The sequence below is a fragment of the Streptomyces sp. MUM 203J genome (assembly GCF_022414595.1).
Lineage (GTDB): Bacteria > Actinomycetota > Actinomycetes > Streptomycetales > Streptomycetaceae > Streptomyces.
The window spans coordinates 19453-44195 of record NZ_JADWYO010000001.1 but is presented as its reverse complement, the minus strand read 5'-3'; the positions used below and the strand labels follow the sequence as shown (position 1 = coordinate 44195).

The following is a 24743-nucleotide window of genomic DNA, read 5'->3' as shown; positions in this document are numbered from 1 at the left end:
AGCGACGTCGTGCCCGCGGAGGCGCGCGAGGAGCACGCCCGGCTGGCCGAGCAGGTCGAGGAGCACCGGTTCCGGTACTACGTGAAGGACCAGCCGGTCGTCAGCGACGCCGAGTTCGACCGGCTGCTGCGCGCACTGGAGCAGTTGGAGGAGGAGTTTCCGGAGCTGCGCACTCCGGAGTCCCCGACACAGAAGGTCGCCGGGGCGTACGAGACGGAGTTCACGGCTGTCGAGCACCGGGAGCGGATGCTCTCCCTGGACAACGCGTTCGACGACGAGGAACTGGCCGCCTGGGCCGAGCGCGTGGCGCGGGATGTGGGCGCGCCCGGGCACCACTTCCTGTGCGAGCTGAAGGTCGACGGGCTCGCGGTGAACCTCACCTACGAGAAGGGGCGGCTCACGCGCGCGGCCACCCGCGGCGACGGCCGGACGGGAGAGGACATCACCCCGAACGTGCGGACCATCTCCGACATCCCCGACCGGCTGAAGGGCGACCGTGTCCCGGACCTGGTGGAGATCCGCGGGGAGGTGTACTTCCCGATGGAGGCCTTCGAAGAGCTGAACGCGCGTCTGGTGGAGGCGGGGGACAAGCCGTTCGCCAACCCTCGCAACGCCGCCGCGGGATCGTTGCGCCAGAAGGACCCGCGCGTCACCGCAACGCGCCCGCTGCACATGGTGGTGCACGGCATCGGCGCACGCGAGGGCCTCGCCATCGACCGGCTGTCGGAGGCGTACGACCTGCTGCGCGAGTGGGGCCTGCCGACGGCCCGGCACAACAGGGTCGTTGACAGCCTCGACGGGGTGCGGGAGTTCATCACGCACTACGGCGAGCACCGGCACTCCGTGGAGCACGAGATCGACGGGGTGGTCGTCAAGCTGGACGAGATCCCGCTCCAGGGGCGGCTGGGCTCCACCTCGCGCGCACCGCGCTGGGCCATCGCGTACAAGTACCCGCCGGAGGAGGTCAACACGAAGTTGGTGAACATCCGCGTCGGTGTCGGCCGCACCGGGCGGGTCACGCCGTACGCGCAGGTGGAGCCGGTGACGGTCGCCGGGTCCGAGGTGGAGTTCGCCACGCTGCACAACCAGGACGTCGTGAAGGCCAAGGGCGTGCTCATCGGGGACACGGTGGTGCTGCGGAAGGCCGGGGACGTCATCCCGGAGATCCTCGGGCCGGTCGTCGACCTGCGGGACGGCAGCGAGCGGGAGTTCGTCATGCCGGCCGAGTGCCCCGAGTGCGGCACCCCGCTGAAGCCGATGAAGGAGGGCGACGTCGACCTGCGCTGCCCGAACGGCCGCACATGCCCGGCGCAGCTGCGGGAGCGGCTGTTCTACCTGGCGGGGCGCAAGTGCTTCGACATCGAGAACTTCGGCTATGTGGCCGCCGCCGCGATGACCCGCCCGCTGGAGCCGTCCGAGCCGCCGCTGGTGGACGAGGGCGACCTGTTCGACCTGACGATCGAGCAGCTGCTGCCCATCACGGCGTACGTCCTGGACCAGGACAGCGGACTGCCCAAGCGCGACCCGAAGACCGGTGAGGAGAAGATCGCCACGGTCTTCGCCAACCAGCAGGGCGAGCCCAGGAAGAACGCGCTGGCGATGCTGAGGAACATCGAGGAGGCCAAGAGCCGTCCCCTCGCCCGCGTCATCACGGCCCTGTCCATCCGTCATGTCGGGCCGGTCGCCGCCGAGGCGCTCGCTCGTGAGTTCCGCTCCCTCGACCGTATCGAACAGGCCACCGAGGAGGACCTGGCGGCCGTCGAGGGCGTCGGGCCCACGATCGCCGCCTCCCTCAAGCAGTGGTTCGCGGAGGAGTGGCACCGGGAGATCCTGCGCAAGTGGCGGGCCGCCGGCGTCCGGATGGAGGAGGAGGGCGGCGGTGAGGACGATGGGCCCCGGCCGCTGGAAGGGCTGACCGTGGTCGTCACCGGCACTCTGCAGAACCACACCCGGGATGGCGCAAAAGAAGCGCTCCAGACACTCGGCGCGAAGGTGACCGGTTCCGTTTCGAAGAAGACCTCCTTCGTGGTGGTCGGTGACAACCCCGGCTCCAAGTACGACAAGGCGATGCAGCTGAAGGTTCCGGTTCTGGACGAGAACGGCTTCGCCGTCCTGCTGGAGCAGGGCCCCGAGGCTGCCCGAGAGGTCGCCGCACCGATCGAATCCGTCGAACAGTAGGGCGAGAAAGAGGGCTGAGGGCGGCGGAAACGGCTGGAAAAGCTCACCCGTTCGGCGCATATCAGATGGATAAGGGTGGCTGGGTCGCATTCGGGCAAGAGCAGTAGAGCGCTGCCCGTGGACGTCCTCCGCGGCCTACTGTTGTGACGTGCGCCTGTCGTGCACGGCCGCGTGGGGACTTTTCCGGTCGTGGTGGCATGACAGCAGGCCATCACCAGGCAGAGGCAACGGCACCGCCGGCTGTGAGAGGGACGGAATGAAACCGACCGAGAGTGCCGACCCGGTCGCACGGCCGCGTCCGTACGCGGCCGTCCGCGCCGCCTGCGCGGGCGTCGTCACCAGGCTTCCCGCCATCGTGGTCGGCGGCGCGGCCGTCGCGCTCGCGACCGGCTTCTACCAAGCCGTCAGCCACGGTCACGCCCTCTTCCCCGGCGGCGCCACGGGCTGGTCCCTCGCCGTCCTCACCGGCATCGTCGTCGGCCACCTCGTCGCCCTCGGCCGGGACCGCTGGTGGGGCGGCACCGGCTCGGGTGCCGCCCTCACCCTCGCCGTCCTGCTCCTGTACGGCTGGGTGCCGGCCGGCCTGGTCAGCCTCGCCGTCGTCGTCCTCGTCGGCGCCGCCCGCCGCCACCGCTGGCGGCAGGGCCTGCTGCACGGCGCCGCCGACGTCCTCGGTATCGGCTCCGCGGCCCTCGTCCTCGCCGCCTTCGGGGACGTCCCGTCCGTCGAACGGCCCTGGGAGCCCCTCGAATGGGGGGTCGCCGCCGTACCGGAAGTCGCGCTCGCCGCCGGGACGTACCTGGTGGTGACCCGCCTCGTGCTGTGGTACACGCTGGCGCCCCCCACCGGCGGGCTGCCCACCGCCACCCGCACCGCGCTGCTCCGCCAGGGGCTCGTCGCCGTCGCCCTGCTCGGCCTCGCCCCGCTCATCTGTGTCGTCGCCGTCTCCCTGCCGGTCCTGCTGCCGCTGTTCGCCGTGCCCTTAATCGCCCTCGACTCCACCCTGTGGATCGCCCGCGCCCGCGCCGAGGAGCAGTTGCGCGACCCGCTCACCGGCCTGCCCAACCGGCAGTGGCTGCTGGAGCGCACCTGGACCGCTCTGGAGGCAGCCGAGGCCGACGGGGTCCGCTGCGCGCTCGTCCTCATCGACCTCGACCGCTTCCGGTCCGTCAACGACACCCTCGGGCACCTGGCCGGCGACCGGCTGCTCCTCCAGATCGCGGAGCGGCTCCGGCTCGCCCTTCCCCGGGGCGCCGAGACCGCGCGGCTGGGCGGCGACGAGTTCGCCGTCCTCCTGCCGACCGCCGACTCCCCGACCAGCGCCCAGCGCGTGGCCCGGCACCTCGCGGCCGAACTGTCCTCCCCGCTCGACCTGGACGGCCTGACCCTGGTCCTGGAGGCCAGCGCGGGCGTCGCCGTCTTCCCCGACCACGCCCACGACGCCGAGGGCCTCCTGCAACGCGCGGACGTCGCCATGTACCAGGCCAAACGGGACCGGACAGGCGTCGAGGTGTACGAGTCCAAACGGGACTCCAACACGCCCGACCGGCTCGGCCTCCTCGGGGACCTGCGGCGCGCGCTCGACGCGGGCGAGGTCGAACTGCACTACCAGCCCAAGGTCCGCTTCGACGGCCATGTGGCCGGGCTCGAGGCCCTGGTGCGATGGGTGCACCCGGAGCGCGGCAAGGTCCCGCCGGACGAGTTCATCGCCATCGCGGAGTCCTCCGGGCTGATGCCGCACCTCACCGAGTACGTCCTGGAGACCGCCCTCGGCCAGGTCGCGCGCTGGCGCGCCCAGGGACTGGAGGTGCCCGTCGCCGTCAACGTCTCCCCGCGCGACGTGCACAGCCCCGGTTTCGCGGGCGCGGTCGCCGCGCGGCTGGCCCGGCACGGGGTCCCGGCGGGGGCGCTCCAGCTCGAGATAACGGAACACGTGCTGCTGGAGGACCCGCAGCGGGCCGCGGACACGCTCGCGGGGCTCACCGGGCACGGCGTGAAGATGTCCCTGGACGACTTCGGTACGGGCTACTCCTCGCTCGTGCACCTGCGGCGGCTTCCGGTGAGCGAGCTGAAGATCGACCGGTCGTTCGTCGCGCGGCTGGCGGTCGACACCGAGGACGCGGAGATCGTGCGGTGCACGGTGGATCTGGCGCACTCGCTGGGGCTTCTCGTGGTCGCCGAGGGAGTCGAGGACGACGAGACGTGGGAACGGTTGCGGGATCTGGGGTGCGACGCGGTGCAGGGGTGGCTGGTGGCCGCGGCGATGCCCCCCGGGGAGACGACGGCCTGGCTCCGCGCGCGCGAGCGGGGGTGGCAGCGTCCGGCCGCGGCGCTGCCGCCGGCGCCTTCCGACCAGCCGTCGGGACAGACCGTGACCTAGGCGGGTGCGGCTGAGGGCCCCGGGGCGCGGGCGCGAGCCCGATGGCCGTCCGGCGGGTTCCGGCGGTCTGTCCACAGCGGGGACGGGCGGCAGGGCCGCACCCCATAGGATTGGGCCAAAATCCAACACACTCACCCTGAGGATCGCTGCATGCCTGGCATTACGCGCGAGGAGGTCGCACACCTCGCCCGGCTGGCGCGTCTGGAGCTGTCCGGTGAAGAGCTCGACCACTTCGCCACGCAGCTCGACGACATCATCGGCGCGGTCGCCCGCGTCTCCGAGGTCGCCGACCAAGACGTCCCGCCGACCTCCCACCCGCTGCCGCTGGCCAACGTCATGCGCGCGGACGAGGTCCGTCCGTCGCTCACCCCGGAGCAGGCGCTCTCCGGCGCCCCTGCCCAGGAGCAGCAGCGTTTCAAGGTGCCGCAGATCCTGGGGGAGGACTGACCGACATGACGGACAGCACCATCATCAAGCTCACCGCCGCCGAGATCGCGCAGAAGGTCGCGTCCGGCGAACTCACCGCCGTCGAGGTCACCGAGGCCCATCTCGCCCGCATCGCCGCCGTCGACGAGAAGGTCAACGCCTTCCTGCACGTCGACCGCGAGGGCGCCCTCGCCCAGGCCCGCGCCGTCGACGAGAAGCGCGAGCGCGGCGAGGAACTCGGCCCGCTCGCGGGTGTGCCGCTCGCCCTGAAGGACATCTTCACCACCCAGGACATGCCGACCACCGTCGGCTCCAAGATCCTGGAGGGCTGGCGCCCGCCGTACGACGCGACGCTCGTCAAGAAGCTGCGCGCCGCGGACGTCGTCATCCTCGGCAAGACCAACATGGACGAGTTCGCCATGGGGTCCAGCACCGAGAACAGCGCCTACGGGCCGACCGGCAACCCCTGGGACCTGACCCGCATCCCCGGCGGCTCCGGCGGTGGCTCGTCCGCCGCGCTCGCCTCGTACGAGGCCCCGCTCGCCATCGGCACCGACACCGGCGGCTCCATCCGCCAGCCCGCCGCCGTCACCGGCACGGTCGGCGTCAAGCCGACCTACGGCGCGGTGTCCCGGTACGGCATGGTCGCGTTCTCCAGCAGCCTCGACCAGGGCGGGCCCTGCGCCCGCACGGTCCTGGACGCGGCGCTGCTGCACGAGGTGATCGCCGGGCACGACCCGATGGACTCCACCTCCATCGACGCGTCCGTGCCGCCGGTCGTCGAGGCCGCGCGGGGCGGCAGCGTCCAGGGCATGCGCGTCGGTGTCGTCAAGCAGTTCCGCGGCGAGGGCTACCAGGCCGGTGTCGTCCAGCGGTTCGACGAGTCCGTCGCGCTGCTGAAGGAGCTGGGCGCCGAGATCGTCGAGCTGGACTGCCCGTCCTTCGACCTGGCGCTCTCCGCGTACTACCTGATCGCGCCCTCCGAGTGCTCCTCCAATCTCGCCCGCTTCGACGGCCTGCGCTACGGCCTGCGCGCCGGCGACGACGGTTCGCGCTCCGCAGAGGAGGTCACCTCCCTCACCCGCGAGGCCGGATTCGGCGCCGAGGTGAAGCGGCGCATCATGCTCGGTACGTACGCCCTCAGCTCCGGCTACTACGACGCGTACTACGGCTCGGCCCAGAAGGTCCGCACGCTCATCAAGCAGGACTTCGACAAGGCCTTCGAGCAGGTGGACGTCATCGTCTCCCCGACGACGCCGACCACGGCCTTCCCGATCGGTGAGCGTGCCGACGACCCCATGGCCATGTACCTGGCCGACCTCTGCACCATCCCGACCAACCTGGCCGGAAACGCCGCCATGTCCGTCCCCTGCGGCCTCGCGCCCGAGGACGGCCTGCCGGTCGGCCTGCAGATCATCGCCCCCGTCATGAAGGACGACCGGCTCTACAAGGTCGGCGCCGCCGTCGAGGCGGCCTTCGTGGCACGCTGGGGTCACCCGCTGCTGGAGGAGGCTCCGTCGCTGTGAGTGCACTGAGCAAGGCCAAGGGCTTCAAGAAGTCGAAGACCGGTACGTACGTGTCCATCGGGACCACCGCGTTCGGCGCCATGAGCGTGATCAAGCAGGCCCGCAAGGCCCGTACCGAGCACGACACGCTGCAGCTCGTGGACGCGGTCGTGTCCGCCGCTGCCATCGTCACCGGCATCGCCCTGCTGGTGCGCGAGCTGAAGCGCATCGGTGACGACGACGTCCTGTTCGGCTGAGAGGGAAAAGTTTCACCGTGACCGTCACGACTGACCTGGTGTCGTACGAGGACGCTCTCGCCACCTACGAGCCCGTCATGGGCTTGGAGGTGCACGTCGAACTCGGCACCAAGACCAAGATGTTCTGCGGCTGCTCCACGGAGCTGGGCGCGGAACCCAACACCCAGACCTGCCCGGTCTGCCTCGGCATGCCCGGCGCGCTCCCGGTCGTCAACGCGATCGGCGTCGAGTCCGCCGTCAAGATCGGCCTCGCGCTGAACTGCGAGATCGCGGAGTGGTGCCGCTTCGCCCGGAAGAACTACTTCTATCCGGACATGCCGAAGAACTTCCAGACCTCCCAGTACGACGAGCCGATCGCCTTCAGCGGCTACCTCGACGTCCAGCTGGAGGACGGCGAGGTCTTCCGCGTGGAGATCGAGCGCGCCCACATGGAGGAGGACACCGGCAAGTCCACGCACGTGGGCGGTTCGAGCGGCCGTATCCACGGCGCCCAGCACTCCCTCCTCGACTACAACCGCGCGGGCATCCCGCTCATCGAGATCGTCACCAAGCCGATCGTCGGCGCCGGTGACCGAGCGCCCGAGGTCGCCAAGGCGTACGTCTCCGAGCTGCGTGCCCTCATCCGTGCCCTCGGCGTGTCCGAGGCGCGGATGGAGATGGGCCAGATGCGCTGCGACGTCAACCTGTCGCTGCGCCCGATCGGCACCGAGAAGTTCGGCACCCGCAGCGAGACCAAGAACGTCAACTCGCTGCGCTCCGTCGAGCGGGCCGTCCGCTACGAGATCCAGCGGCACGCCGCGGTTCTGGTCGGCGGCGGCACGATCATCCAGGAGACCCGCCACTTCCACGAGGACGACGGCTCGACGACCTCCGGCCGGGTGAAGGAGGAGGCCGAGGACTACAGGTACTTCCCGGAGCCCGACCTCGTGCCCGTCGCCCCGGCCCGTGAGTGGGTCGAGGAGCTGCGGGCCGAGCTGCCGGAGCTGCCGCGCCTGCGCCGCAACCGGCTGCGTGAGGACTGGGGCGTCTCGGCTCAGGACATGCAGTCCATCCTGAACGCCGGGGCCATCGACCTGATCGTCGCCACGATCGACGCGGGCGCCCCCGCCGACCAGGCCCGCAAGTGGTGGATGGGTGAGCTGTCCCGCAGCGCCAACGAGACGGGCACGTCCCTGGACGAGCTGGCCATCACCCCGGCCGAGGTGGCCCGGGTCACCGCGCTCGTCGCGTCCGGCGACCTCAACGACAAGCTGGCCCGCCAGGTCATCGAGGGCGTGCTGGCCGGTGAGGGCGACCCGGACACCGTCGTCGAGAAGCGCGGCCTGAAGGTCGTCTCCGACGAGGGCGCGCTGGGTGCCGCCGTGGACGAGGCCATCGCCGGGAACGCCGCCATCGCGGACAAGATCCGCGGTGGCAAGGTCGCGGCGGCCGGTGCGCTGGTCGGCGCGGTCATGAAGGCCACGCGGGGGCAGGCCGACGCGGCCAGGGTCCGTGAGCTGATCCTGGAGAAGCTGGGCGTCAGCGAGGGCTGAGCCCGGCCCTCGAAGCCGCGACGCGGCCTTCGGAGCCCTGAGCAGCGGGGGCGCACCGGTATGAACCGGGGCGCCCCCGCTGTCGTACACGCTGCTCCGCGGTGCTGTGGCGCGCTCCTCCGTCTGGGCTGTGAGTAACCCCACGAAAGGGACAATTGATCTCTTTTGGCTGTCAGGGTGGCTGACAAGAAGGTCATGTGTTCTCCGGGAGATTCCCGGCCAGAACCACGAACCCCTCAGGGAGCGACCCCTTGGCAGCCCTCGCCCGGTGGTGCATGCGCCACCGACTCGTCACCGTCCTGATCTGGCTCGCCGCGCTGTGCGGCGTCACGGTGGCGACGGGCGTCGCCGGGTCCGCCTACTCCAACGACTACGACATCCCGGGCACCGAGTCCGGCCGTGCCGCCGCCGTGCTCCAGGAGACCTTTCCCGGACAGGGCGGCAGCAGCGCGACCATCGTCTGGCACACCGAGGACGGCAGCGTCCGCGCGGAGCCCGTCGAGCAGCGGATGACCGGCATGCTCGACGAGGTCGCTGAGCTGCCCGGCGTCACCTCCGTCACCGGTCCGTACGGTGCCGCGGACCTCCCCGGGATCGCCGGCACCAGCGACGTCCCCGCGACCACCGGCGCCACCGAGGGCGCCGCCCCCGAGGACCGGGGCGCCCGGACCGCGCAGGCTGCCGAGGCCGACGCCCACGAGGCCCCCGCCCAGGAGTCCGGTGAGGGCTTCAGCGGCCAGATCAGCGACGACGGCCGCACCGCCTACGCCACCGTCACCTTCGACCGCACCGCCGACGACATCCCGGCCGAGCAGGCCGGGGAGTTCGTCGACACCGCCCGCGCCGCCGCCGGGGACGGCGTCCAGATCGAGGTCGGCGGGTCCGTCGCCGCGCTCACCAAGGACGGCGGCGCCCATGTCGCGGAGATCGTCGGCGTCGCCGTCGCCGCCGTGGTCCTTTTCCTCGCCTTCGGTTCCCTCGCCGCCAGCGTGCTGCCCATCGCGACCGCCCTGGTCAGCGTCGGCACCGCCTACTCCGGCATCGGGCTGCTCAGCCACATCATGTCCGTGGCCGACTTCGCGCCCATGCTGGGCATGCTCATCGGCCTCGGCGTCGGCATCGACTACGCGCTGTTCATCGTCACCCGGCACCGACGCGGACTGAAACGCGGCCTCTCCGTCGAGGAGGCCGCCGAGACCGCCGTCGCCACCACCGGGCGGGCCGTCGTCTTCGCCGGGGCCACCGTCTGCATCGCCCTCCTCGGCATGCTGATCCTGCGGCTCGGCTTCCTCAACGGCGTCGCCATAGCCGCCTCCCTCACCGTGCTCCTCACGGTCGCCGCGTCCATCACGCTGCTGCCCGCACTGCTCTCCTTCATCGGCATGCGCGCCCTGTCGCGCCGCGAGCGCCGCCGCCTCAACGAGCACGGCCCCGAGCCGGAGCTGCCCACCGGCTTCGCCGCCCGCTGGTCCGCGTTCGTCGAGCGCCACCCCAAGAAGCTCGGCGCCGTCGCCGCCGTGATCATGCTGCTCCTGGCGCTGCCCACGCTCTCCCTCCGGCTCGGCACCTCCGACCAGGGCAACGACCCCGCGTCGACCACCACCCGCCAGGCCTACGACCTGCTGGCCGACGGCTTCGGGCCGGGCGTCAACGGCCCGCTCACCCTCGTCGGCCAGATCGACGGAGCCGCCGACCGCCTCGCCATGAACGAGCTGCCGGCCCAGCTCCGGGCGTCCGAGGGGGTCGAGTCCGTCGGTCCCGTCACGTACAGCGGCAGCGGCAACACCGCGGTGGTGACCGTCGTACCGGACTCGGCGCCCCAGTCGGAACAGACCAGCGAGCTCGTCGACCGGCTGCGCGGCGAGGTGCTGCCCGCCGCCGAGCAGGGCACCTCGCTGGACGTCCACGTCGGCGGTGTCACCGCCGCCTACGACGACTTCGCGCAGGTCATCATCGGCAAGCTGCCGCTGTTCGTCGGCGTCGTCATCGCGCTCGGCTGCCTGCTGCTCCTGCTCGCCTTCCGCTCCATCGGCATCCCGGTGAAGGCCGCGCTGATGAACGTGGCGGCCGTCGCGTCCGCGTTCGGAATCGTGGTGGCGATCTTCCAGTGGGGCTGGGGCAGCGAACTCCTCGGCCTCGGCGCGGCGGGCCCGATCGAACCGTTCCTGCCGGTGATCGCGGTGTCCGTGCTCTTCGGCCTCTCCATGGACTACCAGGTCTTCCTGGTGAGCCGGATGTACGAGGAGTGGCTGGAGACCCGGGACAACCGGCGCGCGGTACGGGTCGGGCTGGCCGAGACCAGCCGGGTCATCAACTCCGCCGCCGTCATCATGATCGCCGTGTTCCTGGCGTTCGTGCTGTCCGGGGACCGGGTCATCGCGATGTTCGGCATCGGCCTGGCCGCGGCCGTCGCCCTGGACGCGTTCATCCTGCGGACCCTGCTCGTACCGGCCCTGATGCACATGCTGGGCGGCGCGAACTGGTGGCTGCCGCGGTCCCTGGACCGGATCCTGCCGCGGATCAGCATCGAGCCGCCCGAGAGCCGCGAGCCCGCCGGTCATGCGAAGATCCCCGGGAGCCGCACGAGCGACGACGGAGAGCTCGTGCCGTAACGGCGCAAGCCGGAGTGATCAGAGGGGGGACCCATGGTGTTCGCGACATCCCTGGGCGAGGACGGCGCACAGCTGTGCCCGCTGGAGCCCTGGCAGGCCGAGGAGTACCTCGCCCACCTGGACCGGGGCCGCGACTTCATCGGACGGTACATACCACTGCCGGACGTGTGCGCGGACCTGGAGGCGGCGCGGGCCTTCCTCCAGGGGTACGCGGACAGGACCGCCGCCGACACGGGCCGCCTCTACGGCATCCGGCTGGACGGCACGCTCGTCGGAGGCGTCATGTTCCGCACCATGGACCACGCGACCGGGGTGTGCGAGGTCGGCTGCTGGCTGGAGCCCTCGGCGGTGGGGCGGGGACTGGTGACCCGGGCGGCCACCGCGATCATCGACTGGGCGGTGGAGGCGCGGGGCATGTACCGGGTCGAGTGGGTCGTGTCGCCCGCCAACACCGCGAGCGTCAACGTCGCCAAGCGCCTCGGCATGACACGTGACGGGGCACTGCGCGGCGCGTACGTGCTGCGGGGCGAGCGCGGCGACAAGGAGGTCTGGTCGGTCCTGGCACCGGAGTGGCGAGGTCAGCGGGCCTGAACGGGCTCGGGTCCGGCCTCGCTTCCGGGGCCGGTACCCGGGCGGGCCGGAGCGGCCCGCGCGCGGGGCGGGGCGCCGGGGCCGGTTGTGCTCAGCGCCGGGGCCGGGCGCGGGGCGTCCGGGTCGGGACGGGCCGCCTGCCGGGACGGGGTGCCGTCCGGCCGCTACGAGACCTCCACCAGCAGGATCCGGTCGTCGCCGGGCTCCGGCGTCCCGCGGGTGTCCGTCTCGCTCGTGACGAGCCACAGCCGGTTCCCGCCCGCCGCCAGCACCGTCCGCAGCCGCCCGTACTCGCCTTCCAGGAACGCCTGCGGGTCCGCCGAGACCTTCCCGCCCGCCAGCGGGATCCGCCACAGCCGCTCCCCGCGCAGCCCCGCCATCCACACCGAGCCGACCGCCACCGCGATCCCGCTCGGGGACGCCTCGGCCACCGGCCACTGCGCCGCCGGCTCCACGAAGTCGCCCCCGCCGCTCTCCCTGCCCTCCGCCTCGGGCCAGCCGTAGTTGCGGCCCGGCTCGATCAGGTTCAGCTCGTCCCAGGTGCTCTGCCCGAACTCCGAAGCCCACAGCCGCTTGTCCGCGTCCCATGCCAGACCCTGGACGTTGCGGTGCCCGTACGAGTAGACGACGGAGTCCTCCTCCGGGTTGCCGTGCAGGGGCTGCCCGTCCGGCGTCATGCGCAGGATCTTGCCGCCAAGCGACTCCTTGTCCTGCGCGAGCCCCGTGTCGCCGGTCTCGCCCGTCCCCGCGTACAGCATCCCGTCCGGCCCGAACGCGATCCGGCCGCCGTTGTGGACGACGCCCTTGGGGATGCCGCGCAGCACCGTGTCGGGCGCGCCGAGCTGCCGTCCGGCCGGCTGACGCTCGTCGTAGATCATGCGGGCGATGCGGTTGTCGGACGCGGTGGTGAAGTACGCGTAGACGAGGCGGTCGGAGCCGTACGAGGGGGAGAGGGCGATGCCGAGGAGTCCGCCCTCTCCGCCGGGGTCGACGCCCGGCACCTCACCGAGCACGGTCAGCTCGCCGGTCTCCGTGTCGACACGGGTGATCGTGCCCGCGTCACGGGAGGACACCAACAGGTCCCCGTCCGGCAGGGCGGCCAGCCCCCAGGGGGACTCCAGCCCCTCCGCTACCGTCCTCACCACGCGTGCGGAGCCCTTCGCGGGCGGCGCGGAGAGCGAGGCGGTGGGGGAGGGAGATGCCTCGCGGGCCGCCGTGGACGGGGTGGGGGTGGGGGTGCCGTCGACGGGCGGCTGTCCGCCGGGCGACGAGCAGCCGGTCGCGGCCAGCAGCAGGGCACCGGCCAACAGGGCCGTGATGGCAGGACGTTGCACGGTACGGTTCCTTCCCCGGGCGGCGTGACCCGTGTGCCCCAGCCTAGGTGTTCGTTCCCCGGCCCGCCGCTTCCCGGGACCGGGGGTGCTGCCTCCGGGCCCCCGCTCCTCGAACTCCCCCGGGTTCTTCCGGCAGGGAGCCCTCACGGGGACGGGACGAGGCCCGGTTCCGGGAAGGGTTCCGCGGAGCCGCGGCTGCGAGGCGCAGGGGGAGAGGGGCTCAGTCCCACGAGACCCGTGCCGGCGGCAGTGCGGCCAGTTCGGCCAGGTCCCGCCGGCTCAGCGCCAGCGCTGCGGCGCCCGCGTTCTCCACCGCCCACTCCGCCCGCTTCGTCCCCGGCACGGCGATCACGTGCCGCCCCCACGACAGCACCCACGCCAGCGCGACCTGCGCCGGAGTCACCCCGTCCCCGTGCCGCTCGGCCACCCTCCGCAGCCCCGCCACCAGGTACTGGTTCGCAGCCATCACCTCGGCCGTGAAGCGCGGGTGACGCGCCCGCATGTCCTCCGGCTCGAAGCCCCCGCCCGGCGTGAGAGTCCCGGTCAGGAACCCGTTGCCCAGGGGCATGGCCGCCAGGAAGCCCACTCCGCGCGCGTCGCACCACGGCAGCAGCCGGGCCAGGGCCTCCCGGGACCACACGGACAGCTCCGCCTGCACGGCGCTCACAGGGAACACCTGTTGCAGCCGGTCGAGTTGGCGGATCGTTCCGTCATACAAGTCACACCCGCCCCCGTGCGGCGCCCGCCGCCCGCCCCGTGCCCCGACCGCACACAGACCCAGCGCGCGCACCTTCCCCGCGGTCACCAGTTCCGCCATCGCGCCCCAGGTCTCCTCCACCGGCACCTTCGGGTCCGCCCGGTGCAGCTGGTACAGGTCGATCACATCGGTCTGGAGGCGCCGGAGCGACGCGTCGCAGGCCCTGCGGACGTACGCGGGGCGGCCGTTGGCCACGATGTGCCCGTCCCCGACGACCAGACCGCACTTCGTCGAGACGAACGCGTCCGCACGGCGCTCCTTCAGCACCCGGCCCAGCAGCAGTTCGTTCGTGAACGGCCCGTACATGTCGGCCGTGTCCAGCAGGGTCACCCCGGCGTCGAGCGCCGCGTGCACCGCCCGAAGCGAGAGATCGCCACGCCGCCGCGAAGCGCTGTAGGCCCAGCTCATCGGCATACAGCCGAGGCCGACCGCACCCACGCCCAGCCCGGTCGCCCCGAGTGTCCTGCGCTCCAACTCCCCGTACCTCCCTGTGCAGCGCACTCAAAACTACTCAGTCGCCGCGCGCTGTCCGTACCGGGCACGTCGGCTGACGTGCTTGTCCGGATGGGGCCCGGTTGTCCGGATGGGCCCGGCCCGCGGCGAAGCCGCCGTCGGCTGCGGAATCAGGGGGCCGACCCGCCGGCCGACGGTGCCCCGGTCCTTCGCCTAGCCTCCTGGGCATGACTGCAGACGTGTGGCTTCCGATCCCGGCCGACGACATCCCCGGGCTGCCCGACCCGGCCACGTCCGGCCTCACCTACCGCTTCTGGCACGGCGGACCGGACTTCCCGGCCGACCCCGCCGACTGCGCGTTCTACGTCGTCCCGTACATGAAGGGCACGGAGATCGCCGTACGGCCGCTCGCCGAGATGACCTCGCTGCGGGTCGTCCAGACCCTGTCCGCAGGCATCGACCACGTGACCCCCGGTCTGGGGTCCGTGCCGGAGGGTGTGGCGCTCTGCAACGCCCGGGGCGTCCACGAGGCGAGCACGGCCGAGCTGGCTGTCGCGCTGATCCTCGCCTCGCTGCGCGGCATCCCCGGGTTCGTCCGGGGCCAGGAGAAGGAGGAGTGGCGGGCCGGGTTCTATCCGGCGCTCGCGGACAAGTCCGTGCTGATCGTCGGGTACGGGTCGATCGGCGCCGCCATCGAGGACCGGCTCGTGCCCTTCGAGTGCGCGCGGGTCACACGTGTCGCGCGCTCCTCACGCACCACCGGGCGCGGGCCTGTGCACGCACTCACCGAGTTGCGCGCGCTCCTCCCCGAGGCGGACGTGGTCATCCTGTCCACCCCGCTCACCCCCGACACCCACCACCTGGCCGACGCGGGGTTCCTGGCCAGAATGAAGGACGGGGCGCTGCTGGTGAACGTCGCCCGCGGCCCGGTCGTCGACACCAAGGCGCTGCTGGCGGAGCTGGAGACCCGCCGGATCACGGCCGCGCTGGACGTCACCGACCCCGAGCCGCTGCCTGCCGGGCATCCCCTGTGGCATGCGCCCGGTGTACTGATCAGCCCCCATGTCGGCGGTTCCACCTCGGCGTTCATGCCGCGGGCGAAGCGGCTGATCGCGGACCAGGTCGCCCGCTTCGCCGGGGGCGAGGCACTCCGGAACGTGGTCCTGACGACGGGGTGAGCGACCCGGGCCCCAGCGGGGTCCTCACCACGCGCCCCGGCTGTGCCGGGGGCATGTACCGGTGCGCCGTGACTCCGGTGCGTACCTTCGGCCATGACCTGCGGCAGTCACGCCCGGACGGATACGCTCCGGAACGATATGCGCGCACTGTGTGTCTATAACCTGCTTGATCGCTACGGACTGTGTACAACCCCTGTCCCTGAGTGACGAACCTGGTGTATCGTCGCATCTTGGGGGCGCGTCGAAAGACGTCGAAAGACGAGAAAAGCGCCGGGGAACGACGTGAATTGCCGACGTGATGGCTGATCAGAACACAAGGGGGGCGACGGGCGATGCGCGGTCGACGCAGCACGGATCCGAAGCGGCGGGTTACTCGGCTGGAGCCACCCCGCCGCCCTCCGCACACCGGCCGCATCCGTCGGGCCGACCGCCCGCGCGCCCTGACGAGGGTGCTTCAGCCGGAGATCTTCCGGTGAGCGCCCCGGGCATGGTCATCGACCGCCGCCCGCTCACCGGAAGCGCGGGCAGGGGCCCCGGCCGCCCGCCCGGCGGGGCGGGCGGCACCACCGCACAGCTCCTCCTCGCCCTCGCCTGCGGCGGCTATGCCCTCGGTGCCCTGTTCGGCTGGGGCTCCGAGCAACTTGCCTTGATCATGGGCGATTTCGGGCTCAGCGCCGCGGCCCTCACCGCTTCCGTCTCCTGCTTCCTCTACGCGCGTGCCCACGGCCGCCGCTTCCGGCCCGCCTGGCTGCTGTTCGCCTTCTCCTCCGCCATGGCCGCCGCGGGCAACGCCGTCTGGGGCTGGTACGAGGTCGTCCTGGGCCGCCACGTGCCCAGCCCCTCGCTGGCCGACGTGTTCTTCCTGCTCTTCGCGCCACCCGCGATCGTCGGTCTGCTGGTCCTCGCCAAGCGGCCGGTCACGCGTGCCGGGTGGGTCTGCCTGGCCCTGGACTCCTGGCTCATCGCGGGCTCCCTGCTCACACTCTCCTGGAGCCTCGCGCTCGCCCACACCGCCGCCTTCCAGGGCGAGAGTGTCGCCGCCGCGGCGCTCTCGCTGGCGTACCCGCTGCTCGACATCGTGCTCGTCAGCATGGTCCTCGCCCTGCACTTCAGGCGCTCCAAGGGCAACCGCTCGGCCGTGCACACCGCCATCGCCGCGCTCGCCCTGACCGTGCTGTGCGACGCCCTGTTCACCTCTCCGCTGCTGCGCGACACCTACCGGTCCGGGCAGCTCCTGGACGCGGGCTGGTTCGCCGGCTCGCTGCTGCTCGCGTACGCGCCCTGGGGCGTGCGCCGCGCCCCCGAGGCGGGCTCGCAGCGCGGCCCGCGGCAGGCCCGTCACTCCAGCCGCCCCATCGCCGGATCGCTCGCCGCCCTCACCCCGTACCTGGCGGCGGCGGTCTGCACGCTCAGCATTCTGTACAACGTCACCGAGGGCCGCCGAGTGGACCGCGTCGTCGTCTTCACCGGCTGCACCGTCGTCCTCGCCCTGGTCGTACGGCAGGGCATCATGCTGCTCGACAACATCGCCCTGACCCACGAACTGGCCCAGAAGGAGAACCACTTCCGGTCTCTGGTGCAGAGTTCCAGCGACGTCATCATGATCGCCGCCCCGAGCGGTGTCCTGCGCTACGTCAGTCCTGCGGCATCGGGAGTCTACGGGCGCGACGCCGAGGAACTGGTCGGCACCGAACTGGCCGCCCTGATCCACCCGGACGACCTGGGGATGGTCGTCCACGAGGTCCGCCGCTTCCTGGCCGCCTCGCCGTCCGAGGAACCCACCACCCGGATCGAGTGCCGTTTCCGCTCCGGCACCGGCGACTGGCTGAACGTCGAGTCCACCGTCAACCGCCACCAGGGCGGGCTGATCTTCAACAGCAGGGACGTCACCGAGCGGGTCCGCCTCCAGGCCCAGCTCCAGCACAACGCCGAACACGACCCGCTCACCGACCTCCCCAACCGCGCCCTGTTCACCCAGCGTGTCCGCCAGGCCCTCAGCGGCCGCCGCTGCGGCGACTCCGGTACCGCCGTGCTCTTCATCGACCTGGACGGTTTCAAGGCCGTCAACGACCGCCTCGGTCACCAGGCGGGCGACGAACTGCTCGTCCAGGCCGCCCGCCGCCTCCAGGACTCCGTACGGGCCGGGGACATCGCCGCCCGCCTCGGCGGCGACGAGTTCGCCGCCCTCATCGCCGGCGACGGCGGGCAGGACCCCGCAGCCCGCGAGTTCCAGGTCCACGAGATCGCGGACCGGCTGAGGCTCACACTCTCCCAGCCGTACGAGGTCGAGGGCGGCAGTGAGGCCCGGGTTGCCGCCTCCATCGGCGTCGCGTTCGCGGAGCCCGGCATCAACGCCGGGGACCTGCTGCGCAACGCGGATCTGGCCATGTACCGCGCCAAGGCCGCCGGCAAGAACCGGGTCGAGCTGTACGCCCCTCAGATGCAGACCGAGGCCGTCCGCCGCACCGAACTGGCCACCCGGCTGCGCACGGCCCTCCACGACGGCGAGTTCGCCCTGCTGCACCAGCCGGTCGTCGACCTGGCCACCGGCCGGATCGCCGCCGTCGCCGCCCAGGCCCGCTGGCGCTCCGCCCAGGGCATCCTGTTCACCCCGGCCGAGGTCCTGAGGGTCACCGACGACGGCGGGGAGCGCGCCTCCGAGCTGGGCCGCTGGATGCTGGAGGAGGCCGTCGCCCAGGCCGCCGAGCGGCACCGTCTCGGTCACCGTGTCCCCGTCTCCGTACGCGTCCCGGCCCGCCGCCTCCTCGACCGGTCGATGCCGCCGCCCACCGTCGAGGCGCTGCTCACGCGGCACGGGCTGCCCCCGGGTGCTCTCGTCGTCGAGCTGTCCGACAGTGACCCGCGCATCCCCTTCGACGAGCTGGAGCAGTGCCTCGTCGCCCTGCGCAGGCTCGGCGTGCGTATCGCACTGGACGGCTTCGGCAGCGGATATGGCGCGATCACGGCCCTGCGGCGGCTTCCGGTCGACATACTGAAGCTCGACCGCGGCCTCGTCGAGGGCGTCGTCGAATCCGCCAGACTCAGCAAGATCACCAGCGGGCTGCTGCGAATCGCCGGGGACCTCGGCCTGAAGTCCGTGGCCGACGGTGCCGACGTGCCCGAGCAGGTCCTGGCGCTGCGGGCCATGGGGTGCAGCCACGCCCAGGGCACCGCCTTCAGCGGCCCGCTCGACGAATACCGGCTGCGCCGTGCCCTGGTCAGGGGCGAATACCGGGTCCCCGGCCAGGCGGGCCCGCAGAAGGCCGTCCAGAAAGCAGCCCAGGCGGCGTCCCAAGGGGCCCCGCAGCCCGCGCTCCTGCGAGGAGGGAGCGGGCCGGTCCTCCCCTCAATGCGCTCACATAATGAGACGCGCGTCCCACCCACTTGACACTGACAGTGCGCCGGGTGGAGGGTCATTGCCATGCGCACCCGAATTCTCGTACTTGGAAAGCGCGTCGGCTGAGCAGGTCCCCACATGGCCCTGCGGACCCACACCGGCGCGCTCCCCTCGCTTGCCTCACGGCACGAGGGGTTTTTTGTTGCACCGGCGCCTCGGAGTAAACCCGACACACGCTGACAGACCCGCCGAAACTCTCGCCCACACCCTCAGCTTCGAGAAGAGAATGACGATGACCGAGCAGGCCACCGGGGCCCACCACCCGCAGCCGCGGCCCCGCAGCGGCGGACCGCAGCCTTCCGCCACCCCTGAGCACGTCACGGGCGCCCAGTCCCTCATCCGTTCTCTCGAGGAAGTCGGAGCCGACACCGTGTTCGGCATCCCCGGCGGTGCGATCCTCCCCGCGTACGACCCGATGATGGACTCCACCCGGGTCCGCCACGTCCTGGTGCGCCACGAGCAGGGAGCCGGGCACGCCGCCACCGGCTACGCCCAGGCCACCGGCAAGGTCGGCGTCTGCATGGCCACCTCGGGTCCCGGTGCCACCAACCTGGTCACGCCCATCGCGGACGCCCACATGGACTCCGTCCCGATGGTCGCCATCACCGGCCAGGTCTCCTCCAAGGCGATCGGCACCGATGCCTTCCAGGAAGCCGACATCTGCGGCATCACCATGCCGATCACCAAGCACAACTTCCTGGTCACCGACGCGGACGACATCCCGCGCACCATCGCGGAGGCCTTCCACATCGCCTCCACCGGCCGTCCCGGCCCGGTCCTCGTCGACATCTCCAAGGACGCCCTGCAGGCGAGGACCACGTTCAGCTGGCCCCCGCAGACCGACCTGCCCGGCTACCGCCCGGTCACCAAGCCGCACGCCAAGCAGATCCGCGAGGCCGCCAAGCTGATCACCCAGGCCAAGCGCCCCGTCCTGTACGTCGGCGGCGGCGTCCTCAAGGCCGGTGCCACCGCCGAGCTGAAGGTCCTGGCCGAGCTCACCGGCGCTCCCGTCACGACCACGCTGATGGCCCTCGGGGCCTTCCCCGACACCCACCCGCTGCACGTCGGCATGCCCGGCATGCACGGAGCCGTCACGGCCGTCACGGCGCTCCAGAAGGCCGACCTCATCGTCGCCCTCGGCGCCCGCTTCGACGACCGGGTCACCGGCAAGCTGGACAGCTTCGCCCCGTACGCGAAGATCGTCCACGCCGACATCGACCCGGCCGAGATCGGCAAGAACCGCGCCGCCGACGTCCCGATCGTCGGCGACGCCCGTGAGGTCGTCGCGGACCTGGTCCAGGCCGTCCAGGCCGAGCACACGGCCGGCCACAAGGGCGACTACGCCGCCTGGTGGAAGGACCTCAACCGCTGGCGCGAGACCTACCCGCTCGGCTACGAACAGCCCGAGAACGGCACTCTCGCCCCGCAGCAGGTCATCCAGCGCATCGGCCAACTCGCCCCCGAGGGCACGATCTTCGCTGCGGGCGTCGGCCAGCACCAGATGTGGGCGGCCCACTACATCGACTACGAGCGGCCCGCCACCTGGCTCAACTCCGGCGGCGCGGGAACCATGGGCTACGCCGTCCCCGCCGCCATGGGCGCCAAGGCCGGCATGCCCGGCAGCACGGTCTGGGCCATCGACGGCGACGGCTGCTTCCAGATGACCAACCAGGAACTGGTCACCTGTGCCCTCAACAACATCCCGATCAAGGTCGCCATCATCAACAACGGCGCCCTCGGCATGGTCCGCCAGTGGCAGACCCTGTTCTACAACCAGCGCTACTCCAACACGGTCCTGCACTCCGGCCCCGAGGCCACCGGCAGGGAGCCCAGCGCCGGCACCCGCATCCCGGACTTCGTGAAGCTGTCCGAGGCCATGGGCTGTGTCGCACTGCGCTGCGAGCGCCCCGAGGACCTCGACAAGGTCATCGCGGAGGCCAACGCCATCACCGACCGCCCGGTGGTCGTCGACTTCATCGTCCACGAGGACGCCATGGTGTGGCCGATGGTCGCGGCCGGCACCTCCAACGACGAGATCATGGCCGCCCGGGACGTCCGCCCCGACTTCGGCGACAGCGAAGAAGACTGAGAGAGAGCCGAGTTCCGAACATGTCCAAGCACACGCTCTCCGTCCTGGTGGAGAACACGCCCGGCATCCTCGCCCGGATCGCCGCCCTGTTCTCCCGCCGCGGCTTCAACATCGACTCGCTCGCCGTCGGCGTCACCGAGCACCCCGACATCTCCCGCATCACCATCGTGGTCAATGTCGAGGACCTGCCGCTGGAGCAGGTGACCAAGCAGCTCAACAAGCTGGTCAACGTTCTGAAGATCGTCGAACTCGAGCCCGGCGCCGCGATCCAGCGCGAGCTCGTCCTGGTGAAGGTCCGCGCCGACAACGAGACCCGCTCCCAGATCGTCGAGATCGTCCAGCTGTTCCGCGCCAAGACCGTGGACGTCTCCCCGGAGGCCGTCACCATCGAGGCCACCGGATCGAGTGACAAGCTCGAAGCGATGCTGCGGATGCTGGAGCAGTTCGGCATCAAGGAACTGGTCCAGTCCGGCACGATCGCCATAGGGCGCGGTGCCCGGTCCATCACGGACCGGTCGCTGCGGGCCCTGGACCGCTCGGCCTGATCCGCCCCGGTCCGACGGGCCCCCGCCCCGCGCGTCCGCGTGGCGAGACCCCTCAACTTCCACCCCCATCCCCCGCGTACGGTGGGACGCACCACCAGAACATCCAAGGAGAAGACCCAGTGGCCGAGCTGTTCTACGACGCAGACGCCGACCTGTCCATCATCCAGGGCCGCAAGGTCGCGGTGATCGGTTACGGCAGCCAGGGCCACGCCCACGCCCTGTCGCTGCGCGACTCCGGCGTCGACGTCCGCGTCGGTCTGCCCGAGGGCTCCAAGTCCAAGGCCAAGGCCGAGGAGCAGGGCCTGCGTGTCGTCACCCCCGCCGAGGCCGCGGCCGAGGCCGACGTCATCATGATCCTCGTCCCCGACCCGATCCAGGGCAAGGTGTACGAGGAGTCCATCGCCCCCCACCTGAAGGACGGCGACGCCCTGTTCTTCGGTCACGGCTTCAACATCCGGTTCGGCTTCATCAAGCCCCCGGCCGGCGTCGACGTCTGCATGGTCGCGCCGAAGGGCCCGGGCCACCTGGTCCGCCGTCAGTACGAGGAGGGCCGCGGCGTCCCGTGCATCGCCGCCGTCGAGCAGGACGCCACGGGCAACGCGTTCGCGCTGGCCCTGTCGTACGCGAAGGGCATCGGCGGCACCCGCGCCGGCGTCATCAAGACGACGTTCACCGAGGAGACCGAGACCGACCTGTTCGGTGAGCAGGCCGTGCTGTGCGGTGGCACCGCAGCGCTGGTGAAGGCGGGCTTCGAGACCCTCGTCGAGGCGGGCTACCAGCCGGAGATCGCCTACTTCGAGTGCCTGCACGAGCTGAAGCTGATCGTCGACCTGATGTACGAGGGCGGCCTGGAGAAGATGCGCTGGTCGGTCTCCGAGACCGCCGAGTGGGGCGACTACGTCACCGGCCCCCGTGTCATCACCGACACCACCAAGGCCGAGATGAAGAAGGTCCTCACCGAGATCCAGGACGGCACCTTCGCCAAGAACTGGATGGACGAGTACCACGGTGGCCTGAAGAAGTACAACGAGTACAAGACGCAGGACTCCGAGCACCTGCTGGAGACCACCGGCAAGCAGCTGCGCAAGCTGATGAGCTGGGTGGACAACGACGAGGCCTGAGCCTCGTGAGGGCGGGGCCGGGCGCGATGCCCGGCCCCGCCGCGTCGTGCGCGGTCACCCGCGCGGCGGCTTGCGCACGCTTGTCCACCGCGTCCAGCCCCGTGCGGGTGATCCTGCCGACCAGGCGCAGATATCCCTGCTTGCCGCTACTAGACTGGGCGCGGCACTGCACACCCGTACGCGTTCAGGCTCACAGCGTCGTGCGTCTTCCACGCGGCAAGCCCCCTCCACCGCCTGCGGCCGTCGGGACGGCCGTCCGCACTGGACTTGTGAGGACCTCACGTGAGCTCGAAACCCGTCGTACTCATCGCCGAAGAGCTGTCGCCCGCCACCGTCGACGCGCTCGGCCCCGACTTCGAGATCCGGCACTGCAACGGCGCGAACCGCGACGAACTGCTTCCGGCCATCGCGGACGTCGACGCGATCCTGGTCCGCTCGGCCACCAAGGTCGACGCCGAGGCGATCGCCGCCGCGAACAGGCTGAAGGTCGTCGCCCGCGCGGGCGTCGGCCTCGACAACGTCGACGTGTCCGCCGCCACCAAGGCCGGTGTGATGGTCGTCAACGCGCCGACCTCCAACATCGTCACCGCCGCCGAACTCGCCTGCGGTCTGCTCATCGCCACCGCCCGCAACATCCCGCAGGCCAACACCGCTCTCAAGAACAGCGAGTGGAAGCGCAGCAAGTACACGGGCGTCGAGCTGAGCGAGAAGACCCTGGGCGTCGTCGGCCTCGGCCGCATCGGCGTCCTGGTCGCCCAGCGGATGTCCGCGTTCGGCATGAAGGTCGTCGCCTACGACCCGTACGTGCAGCCGGCCCGCGCCGCCCAGATGGGCGTCAAGCTGCTGACACTGGACGAGCTGCTCGAGGTCTCCGACTTCATCACCGTCCACCTGCCGAAGACTCCCGAGACCCTGGGCCTCATCGGTGACGAGGCGCTCCACAAGGTCAAGCCGACCGTCCGCATCGTCAACGCCGCACGCGGCGGCATCGTCGACGAGGAGGCGCTGTACTCGGCGCTCAAGGAGGGCCGGGTCGCGGGCGCGGGCCTCGACGTGTACGCCAAGGAGCCCTGCACCGACTCCCCGCTGTTCCAGTTCGACCAGGTCGTGTGCACCCCGCACCTGGGTGCCTCCACGGACGAGGCCCAGGAGAAGGCCGGTATCGCGGTCGCCCGCTCCGTCCGCCTGGCCCTCGCGGGCGAGCTGGTCCCGGACGCGGTCAACGTCCAGGGCGGCGTCATCGCGGAGGACGTCAAGCCGGGCCTGCCGCTGGCCGAGCGCCTCGGCCGGATCTTCACCGCGCTGGCGGGCGAGGTCGCGGTGCGGCTGGACGTCGAGGTGTACGGCGAGATCACCCAGCACGACGTCAAGGTGCTGGAGCTGTCCGCCCTGAAGGGCGTGTTCGAGGACGTCGTCGACGAGACCGTCTCGTACGTGAACGCCCCGCTGTTCGCGCAGGAGCGCGGCGTCGAGGTGCGGCTCACCACGAGCAGCGAGTCTCCCGACCACCGCAACGTCATCACCGTGCGCGGCACGCTCGGTGACGGCGAGGAGATCGCGGTGTCCGGCACGCTCGTCGGCCCCAAGCACATCCAGAAGATCGTCGCCGTGGGCGACTACGACGTGGACCTCGCGCTGGCCGACCACATGGTCGTCCTGCGCTACGAGGACCGCCCGGGCGTCGTCGGCACGGTCGGCCGCATCCTGGGCGAGGCGGGCCTCAACATCGCGGGCATGCAGGTCGCCCGTGCCGAGGAGGGCGGCGAGGCCCTGGCCGTCCTGACCGTCGACGACACGGTCCCGGCGCAGGTCCTGACGGACCTGGCCGCCGAGGTGGGCGCCACCTCCGCCCGTTCGGTCAACCTGGCCTGACACGGCGGGGCTTGTCGCAGCTGCCCTCATCCGCCACGGTGCGGGTGGGGGCACCGCCATGTCCGGCCACGGGGCCTCAGCCACCGCTCTCGGAGCAGTCTGTTCCGCTCCGGCACGGCGGCATGTCCCGCACATATGGTTCCGGCGGGGGCGGCGGAGCCTGCCGCTCGGTGTACTCGGCGAAACCAAGCACTCCCACGGCCAGCAGGCAGCCCACCAGCCCCTGGGACCAGACGGTCACCCACAGCCGTCCGCGCGCCGAGCGGACGGCGACCACAAGGGCGACGGCGGCGACGACACCGGCGGCGACCATCAGCATCCCGTCGTAGGAGAGCCCCTCCGGCGTGGTCCCGTTCTTGCCGTCGGCCCACGCCGAGATGCCGACGCAGTACCAGGCAAGGGCCAGAGCGGCCGCCTCCGCGACGAACATCCCGATCGCCAGTGCGATGTCGGCGGCGCTGTCTCTCCCGGTGTCGACCATGCTCGCGAGTCTGGCGGTCGGCGCCGAGACGCGCC

Annotated in this window: 17 protein-coding genes; 14 read left to right on the top strand and 3 right to left on the bottom strand. The window is 71.5% G+C overall.

All coding sequences use genetic code 11. The features are described 5' to 3' along the window. The first annotated feature begins 9 nt into the window (after window positions 1-9). From ligA to I3F58_RS00140, 8 genes are all read left to right on the top strand, one after another. Complete coding sequence (ligA, locus tag I3F58_RS00175; RefSeq protein WP_240106311.1) at window positions 10-2178, top strand: NAD-dependent DNA ligase LigA; 2169 nt, start codon at window positions 10-12, stop codon at window positions 2176-2178. A 256-nt stretch (window positions 2179-2434) separates the two neighbouring features. Continuing rightward, on the top strand, window positions 2435-4558 hold the full coding sequence (locus I3F58_RS00170) for a bifunctional diguanylate cyclase/phosphodiesterase (protein ID WP_240106042.1): 2124 nt from the start codon (window positions 2435-2437) through the stop codon (window positions 4556-4558). A gap of 150 nt (window positions 4559-4708) precedes the next feature. Further along, the gene (gatC, locus tag I3F58_RS00165; RefSeq protein ID WP_240106041.1) at window positions 4709-5005 is read left to right on the top strand and encodes an Asp-tRNA(Asn)/Glu-tRNA(Gln) amidotransferase subunit GatC; all 297 of its coding nucleotides are present in this window, start codon (window positions 4709-4711) and stop codon (window positions 5003-5005) included. Window positions 5006-5010: 5 nt separating this feature from the next. Then, a complete protein-coding gene (gene gatA, locus I3F58_RS00160) occupies window positions 5011-6510 on the top strand; it encodes an Asp-tRNA(Asn)/Glu-tRNA(Gln) amidotransferase subunit GatA (protein WP_374207874.1) in 1500 nt (499 codons plus the stop codon). Continuing rightward, window positions 6507-6746, top strand: a complete 240-nt coding sequence (locus I3F58_RS00155) for a hypothetical protein (protein ID WP_240106040.1) — start codon at window positions 6507-6509, stop codon at window positions 6744-6746. The genes gatA and I3F58_RS00155 overlap by 4 nt, the downstream gene beginning before the upstream one ends. A 17-nt stretch (window positions 6747-6763) precedes the next feature. Further along, complete coding sequence (gene gatB, locus I3F58_RS00150) at window positions 6764-8278, top strand: Asp-tRNA(Asn)/Glu-tRNA(Gln) amidotransferase subunit GatB (RefSeq protein WP_240106039.1); 1515 nt, start codon at window positions 6764-6766, stop codon at window positions 8276-8278. A gap of 251 nt (window positions 8279-8529) precedes the next feature. Next, on the top strand, window positions 8530-10890 hold the full coding sequence (locus I3F58_RS00145) for an MMPL family transporter (protein ID WP_240106038.1): 2361 nt from the start codon (window positions 8530-8532) through the stop codon (window positions 10888-10890). A 36-nt stretch (window positions 10891-10926) separates the two neighbouring features. Continuing rightward, window positions 10927-11481, top strand: coding sequence for a GNAT family N-acetyltransferase (locus tag I3F58_RS00140; RefSeq protein WP_240106309.1), 555 nt, complete (start codon window positions 10927-10929; stop codon window positions 11479-11481). Between the two features lie 164 nt (window positions 11482-11645). On the opposite strand, the gene I3F58_RS00135 is transcribed toward I3F58_RS00140, so the two are convergent. Both I3F58_RS00135 and I3F58_RS00130 read right to left on the bottom strand, forming a co-directional pair. Then, window positions 11646-12815 carry a sorbosone dehydrogenase family protein gene (locus I3F58_RS00135; RefSeq protein ID WP_374207873.1) on the bottom strand — a complete coding sequence of 390 codons (1170 nt, stop codon included), beginning with the start codon at window positions 12813-12815 and terminating at the stop codon, window positions 11646-11648. A 220-nt stretch (window positions 12816-13035) separates the two neighbouring features. Beyond that, a complete protein-coding gene (locus tag I3F58_RS00130) occupies window positions 13036-14046 on the bottom strand; it encodes an aldo/keto reductase (RefSeq protein WP_240106037.1) in 1011 nt (336 codons plus the stop codon). A gap of 206 nt (window positions 14047-14252) precedes the next feature. On the opposite strand from I3F58_RS00130, the gene I3F58_RS00125 reads away from it, so the two are divergent. The 6 genes from I3F58_RS00125 (at window position 14253) to serA (ending at window position 24227) form a co-directional block, all read left to right on the top strand. Then, window positions 14253-15203: a 2-hydroxyacid dehydrogenase gene (locus I3F58_RS00125; RefSeq protein ID WP_240106036.1), complete on the top strand. Its 951-nt coding sequence runs from the start codon at window positions 14253-14255 to the stop codon at window positions 15201-15203. 472 nt (window positions 15204-15675) lie between these two features. Further along, window positions 15676-18591, top strand: coding sequence for an EAL domain-containing protein (locus I3F58_RS00120; protein WP_240106035.1), 2916 nt, complete (start codon window positions 15676-15678; stop codon window positions 18589-18591). 241 nt (window positions 18592-18832) lie between these two features. Continuing rightward, window positions 18833-20689, top strand: coding sequence for an acetolactate synthase large subunit (locus tag I3F58_RS00115; protein ID WP_240106034.1), 1857 nt, complete (start codon window positions 18833-18835; stop codon window positions 20687-20689). A 20-nt stretch (window positions 20690-20709) separates the two neighbouring features. Continuing rightward, a complete protein-coding gene (gene ilvN / locus I3F58_RS00110) occupies window positions 20710-21234 on the top strand; it encodes an acetolactate synthase small subunit (RefSeq protein ID WP_240106033.1) in 525 nt (174 codons plus the stop codon). A gap of 119 nt (window positions 21235-21353) precedes the next feature. Next, the gene (gene ilvC, locus I3F58_RS00105) at window positions 21354-22355 is read left to right on the top strand and encodes a ketol-acid reductoisomerase (protein WP_240106032.1); all 1002 of its coding nucleotides are present in this window, start codon (window positions 21354-21356) and stop codon (window positions 22353-22355) included. A gap of 282 nt (window positions 22356-22637) precedes the next feature. Further along, entirely contained in the window at window positions 22638-24227 is a 1590-nt protein-coding gene (gene serA / locus I3F58_RS00100; protein WP_240106031.1) for a phosphoglycerate dehydrogenase, read from the top strand. Between the two features lie 76 nt (window positions 24228-24303). Here serA and I3F58_RS00095 read toward each other — a convergent pair whose 3' ends face one another. Further along, on the bottom strand, window positions 24304-24708 hold the full coding sequence (locus I3F58_RS00095; protein WP_240106030.1) for a DUF6234 family protein: 405 nt from the start codon (window positions 24706-24708) through the stop codon (window positions 24304-24306). Window positions 24709-24743 lie beyond the last annotated feature (35 nt).

Excerpts from the sequence above, each read along its gene's own strand:
- I3F58_RS00095 (WP_240106030.1), bottom strand. The coding sequence starts at position 24,708 with ATGGTCGACACCGGGAGAGACAGCGCCGCCGACATCGCACTGGCGATC.
- I3F58_RS00125 (WP_240106036.1), top strand. The coding sequence starts at position 14,253 with ATGACTGCAGACGTGTGGCTTCCGATCCCGGCCGACGACATCCCCGGG.
- gatC (WP_240106041.1), top strand. The coding sequence starts at position 4,709 with ATGCCTGGCATTACGCGCGAGGAGGTCGCACACCTCGCCCGGCTGGCG.
- I3F58_RS00115 (WP_240106034.1), top strand. The coding sequence starts at position 18,833 with ATGACCGAGCAGGCCACCGGGGCCCACCACCCGCAGCCGCGGCCCCGC.
- gatA (WP_374207874.1), top strand. The coding sequence starts at position 5,011 with ATGACGGACAGCACCATCATCAAGCTCACCGCCGCCGAGATCGCGCAG.
- ilvN (WP_240106033.1), top strand. The coding sequence starts at position 20,710 with ATGTCCAAGCACACGCTCTCCGTCCTGGTGGAGAACACGCCCGGCATC.
- I3F58_RS00170 (WP_240106042.1), top strand. The coding sequence starts at position 2,435 with ATGAAACCGACCGAGAGTGCCGACCCGGTCGCACGGCCGCGTCCGTAC.